Origin of the sequence: Bacillus sp. EE-W1 (genome assembly GCF_009760835.1) — a bacterium.
GTDB lineage: Bacteria > Bacillota > Bacilli > Bacillales > Bacillaceae_G > Bacillus_A > Bacillus_A wiedmannii.
The window spans coordinates 1-4,289 of record NZ_WIPE01000138.1; the positions used below are offsets into that span (position 1 = coordinate 1).

The window sequence follows — 4,289 nt, forward strand, 5'->3', positions numbered from 1 at the left end:
ACCAAGCAGAGAACCAAGCGGAGAACCAAGATTAAGATTTAATATTGCTTTAAAATAAGATTTGAGTGTTTAAAAAAGTTCAGTCAAAAATTATATGTATATGCTGTAGTTTTCTTATTCAACAATAGGACGCTTTTATGGACAATGAAAAAAGCTTAATTTCTTCGCATTAAATTGAGAAATTAGGCTTTTTAGTTTTTTTAAAATTCCCTTAACGTGGTAAATCCGTATTTTTCTGATGCTACCCCTAGTTAAATTTATTGTGTAAATAAAAAAGGGTGCCATATCACCGATATATAACCCCATGTGACGTACAGCAGCCATAGCGTCGTCAAACGTATTCCCTGTCTTCTTCGCTAATCTTCTAGCAATTTCACTTTTACTTTCCGCAAGATTATAAAGAGTGATGTCTACTATTAGCCTACCTATTTCCCTATCGCAGTATCTTTCGTATACTTCTTCTTTTACTGCTATGTTTAGCGCTTCCTCCTATTCTACCAGTCATCAAAAATCAGTTCCCACCGCTCGTTGTGCTGTGTCATTGTTGCGTCCCCTCACGTTCTTCCATTTCCTTCATTTCATCTTGCCATGTGCCGCCAATACCACCGCTAGGCGTATTCCACCGTTTTTCTTGGCGTAGGATTCTCGCCTTATCTTCTTCGGTCATTTCATCTTGGTATTTTTTCGCTTCCTCGCGTTGTTGTTCTTCATATTCTCTTTCCTGTTGTTCTAGATGTCTTCTATGTGCCTCTTTATCAATAATCTTTTCGCAGTCGTGCGCTAATTCCTTCGTTTCATCATGTCCGTGTCCACAATAATCGTTCGGAATTTTAGTACTAGATTTCGTAGCAGGTTTAGAATTACGTTCACCATTACCTGTCGCACGATCTTCGTTAGCTTTCGCATCTTGAATCCTAGCATTTCTAAGACTATCTTGCTCTTTCTTCGTTACACTTCCATCAGGATTAAACGTTATAGTCATCGTACCTTCTCCACCATAACCTAAATATCCGTAGATAGAGAACGACTTATATTTCTCGATGAATCTAGGCGCACCTGCTATCTCTTTGACTTTGTTCGCAGACATTCCGACCTTGATGCCGTCATACTGTTCTAGTGACACGGTTGGAGCATCGTTATTCGCATCTTTATAATACGGACGTCTGTCGTTAACCTCCGAATCTTCCTTCGCGGATTCCTCCACTTGTTGCGGCTTCGTAGGTTCTTCGTCCACCTTTTCGACCTTAGTCGGGTTGGACGTTTTCTCTTCTCCTTTCTCAGTTTCAACAGAGTCGTGTTTCTTATACGGTTCGTAGTTTACTTGTTCTTTCGTAGAGCAAGCACTAAAGATTGACGTTGTAGCCACCCCTAATAAAACTACTTTTTTCAATGACTTCATAGTAATTCCCCCAGTGTTATTTAATCCATATTAATCATTCTATATTAATTTTATTATATATTAATAGTAGATTTAATAAAGAGGACTCAACTTCACAATCCTAACGAACTTCGATATTATCCTCTATGTATTATTTCGCCATGATCTTTATTAAATCAATTCTTCACGTGTCCCCCTCTCCTTTCTTCTTGCGTATAAAATCGCCAATCATCGCCGTAACAATCGATGCGGCTACGACTAGTCCAAATACTACCCCGAATGCGGCTACGTACAGATTGCCAAATGCCTTGGTTATCATCATAAATACGAATGCGAATACGATTAATAACGTTTCTTTACGTTTGTTTCTCACGCTATATCCTCCCTTCTGACGTTCCTTTTTCGTAACCTCTGCTTAAATCCTCGAACTACACCTCTAGCAGAATCAAACGAACGATCCGTTTTTTGTGCCACCGTCCGAGTGATCTCGCTCTCTTTAACTCCCGACCTGACTACGTCCTCGCCATCAATGGTATCAAATATTGAATCTAATATAACCTTATCGATCTTCTTTTCACAGATAGATCCATATAAAGTTTCGTAGATCTCTTCGTATGTACACGCATTACAGATCGCTTTTTCTTCCGTAGTATCTGTACAGTCGCCTAACGTGTCCAATGCGCTAATATCTCCGATCAGCGTTAAAGCATCTCGCTTCTTTCCTCTACTTCCACAGTATTGGCGAACGCTTTGACACAATAACCATTTAACTAGATTATCGAAATCGCCTCGATCTACATCAAACGATCTGATTGCATGCCTTATTTTACGGAAACAATCGTCTATAAAATGTACTTCGTTATTCACCTTATGCCAGTTATCGTTGGCTAGTCGCTCGATCAGCGGTATGTAGTGCGCCTCGATCCTCGTTCTATATTTAGTATCACTTATTTGAGTGTAACAATCTTCCACTTCTTTCTTAGCTAAAGTCGCTATTCTATTTAATGTTTCGTTTATACCTTCGTCTTTATTAGCGTATTGTCTTATATTAAGTCGTCTTTCCATGCACAAGTCCTCCGCCTCTTGTAGCACCCTGTGTCGACCTTCGATGTTTAACTCCCTTCCGCTAGTGACTTTAAATACCGAGTTTATGCTATTGACAAGCATTGACACATCGACTAGCAGAGGCGAGGAAGTCGTAGGAAGCAGGGTGCAGTTTGAACCCCTATTTCGCAGAGATAAAAATAATCGTCAATGCGAATAGAGGTAAGGCGTTAGCAACTAGCGTCGGCTCGTTGTGTGAGGTTTTCAGTAACGCATTCCCCGTCCTTTACGATTTCTCGTAATATCGACTTTCTACACTACAAAACGTCCCATAGTGCGTAAATCTTTCGATACACCCTGCTACCTTAGTAACAACGTAATTCCACCCTGACCTTTAACGGCAGTCACCGCCTTGACCTATACGACGCACGGGGAATGATATGCGTTGGATTGTATAGCGCTAGTGGTTGCGGCGGTCTAGCTATCCTTTTACGTTTTTAAGTTATCGACTTGGTACGGCGTCCACGTCGTGACTTACCGCATCAGCACCTAAAAAAGACATTACTAAAGACACCTTGCAATTTCCGAATTTTTTCGATAAAATGCAAAGTAGATGATCGGACTGATACGGCTTGTCCTGTATTCAGTTTAGATGTGTATAGTTTTGAGTCGATTATTTTGGGTCACGGACTGCGCCAACAGTCTACCCTACGAGGAGCATCCGCCAAGATGCTCTTTTTTATTTACAAGAAATTCCGTAGACTTTCCGCTACTTCGTTTTTATCTAAGTGCAGATAACGCGTTGTAACGGATATATCACTATGCCCTAGCGCTTTAGATATCAGCGCGACATTTGCACCTTTCTTCAGAAGATTCTTCGCGAACCCTCTACGTATGGCGTGCGGATTAATATTTTTAAGCCCGTATTCCTTCGCATGTTTAGTCATCCGCTTTGATATAATATTATTCGTCGGACTAGTTAAGACACTTCCGCCACTCTTCGTAATAAAGAGATAATCATTTTTTACGTTATATTCACTTCGAATGATTTCGTTTTGTTTCATAAGAACGTCTAGCAATCGTGCGAGAGCGTCGTCAAACGGTAGATATATCGATTCATGATTCTTAATAATACCACCGTCAATACTTAATACTTTCGTATCTAAATCAACGTGTCTATGTTCGAGCTGCGCTAAAGTTCCGACCCGTATTCCCGTCTGATACATAAGTAGGATAGCGGTAGCATCTCTTAAATCTAAGAATCGTGTTAAATCAAGAACCGATAACAAGATATTAATTTCGCGGTCTGTCGCACCTTCTTTAACAGGCGTATCCACTTTGATCTTCACATTTCGCCAAAAGTTAATATCAATCCATCCGTTATCGTGGCAACGTCCTAGAAACGCCTTTAAGCACTTTAAACGAGTTAATTTCGTTTGATTACTAACGTTCATAGACGATAACCACTCGTAAATGTGATTAACGTTTAACTCTTCTAAGTACTGCGTGTCTGTTATCTTCGTAAAGTGGCTAACGTGTAAATAGTAGTCATTTATCGTACGCTCACGTAAGCCAGTCGCTTTCATTTGACGCACAACTATTTCTAGCGCTTTATCAATCGTTAAATTGAAGGTATAACGTTTTTCTGCGGTCTCTTTCTTCCGCTGATCGTTTTTCAATCTATCGCTAAAAACATTCGATAAGTCTTCGCTAATCGTTAAAGAATCGCGTCTTTTAGACATAAAAAAATAAGCCCCCTAACTCGTTAGCGACCGCACATTGTACGATTCAACTTACGAATTAGAGAGCTTATATATCGCGGATCTTGACGTCACCGCAAGGTTTTTTTAGCGTCCCAGGAGAGATT

4 protein-coding genes are annotated in these 4,289 nt (G+C 40.1%); all 4 read right to left on the bottom strand.

Annotation, left to right across the window (positions count from 1 at the left end; all coding sequences use genetic code 11):
- Positions 1 to 538: 538 nt before the first annotated feature.
- A complete protein-coding gene (locus GFJ36_RS28440; protein WP_157349827.1) occupies positions 539 to 1,399 on the bottom strand; it encodes a hypothetical protein in 861 nt (286 codons plus the stop codon).
- Between the two features lie 163 nt (positions 1,400 to 1,562).
- Positions 1,563 to 1,751, bottom strand: coding sequence for a hypothetical protein (locus tag GFJ36_RS28445; protein WP_157349828.1), 189 nt, complete (start codon positions 1,749 to 1,751; stop codon positions 1,563 to 1,565).
- Positions 1,748 to 2,443 carry a hypothetical protein gene (locus GFJ36_RS28450; RefSeq protein ID WP_157349829.1) on the bottom strand — a complete coding sequence of 232 codons (696 nt, stop codon included), beginning with the start codon at positions 2,441 to 2,443 and terminating at the stop codon, positions 1,748 to 1,750. Before GFJ36_RS28450 ends, GFJ36_RS28445 begins: the two co-directional genes overlap by 4 nt.
- Before the next feature lie 722 nt (positions 2,444 to 3,165).
- Positions 3,166 to 4,164, bottom strand: coding sequence for a tyrosine-type recombinase/integrase (locus GFJ36_RS28455; protein WP_000044631.1), 999 nt, complete (start codon positions 4,162 to 4,164; stop codon positions 3,166 to 3,168).
- Positions 4,165 to 4,289: the final 125 nt, after the last annotated feature.

What these genes read in the sequence shown, in the direction of transcription:
- GFJ36_RS28455 (WP_000044631.1), bottom strand. Translation starts at nt 4,164, where the DNA reads ATGTCTAAAAGACGCGATTCTTTAACGATTAGCGAAGACTTATCGAAT.
- GFJ36_RS28450 (WP_157349829.1), bottom strand. Translation starts at nt 2,443, where the DNA reads ATGGAAAGACGACTTAATATAAGACAATACGCTAATAAAGACGAAGGT.
- GFJ36_RS28440 (WP_157349827.1), bottom strand. Translation starts at nt 1,399, where the DNA reads ATGAAGTCATTGAAAAAAGTAGTTTTATTAGGGGTGGCTACAACGTCA.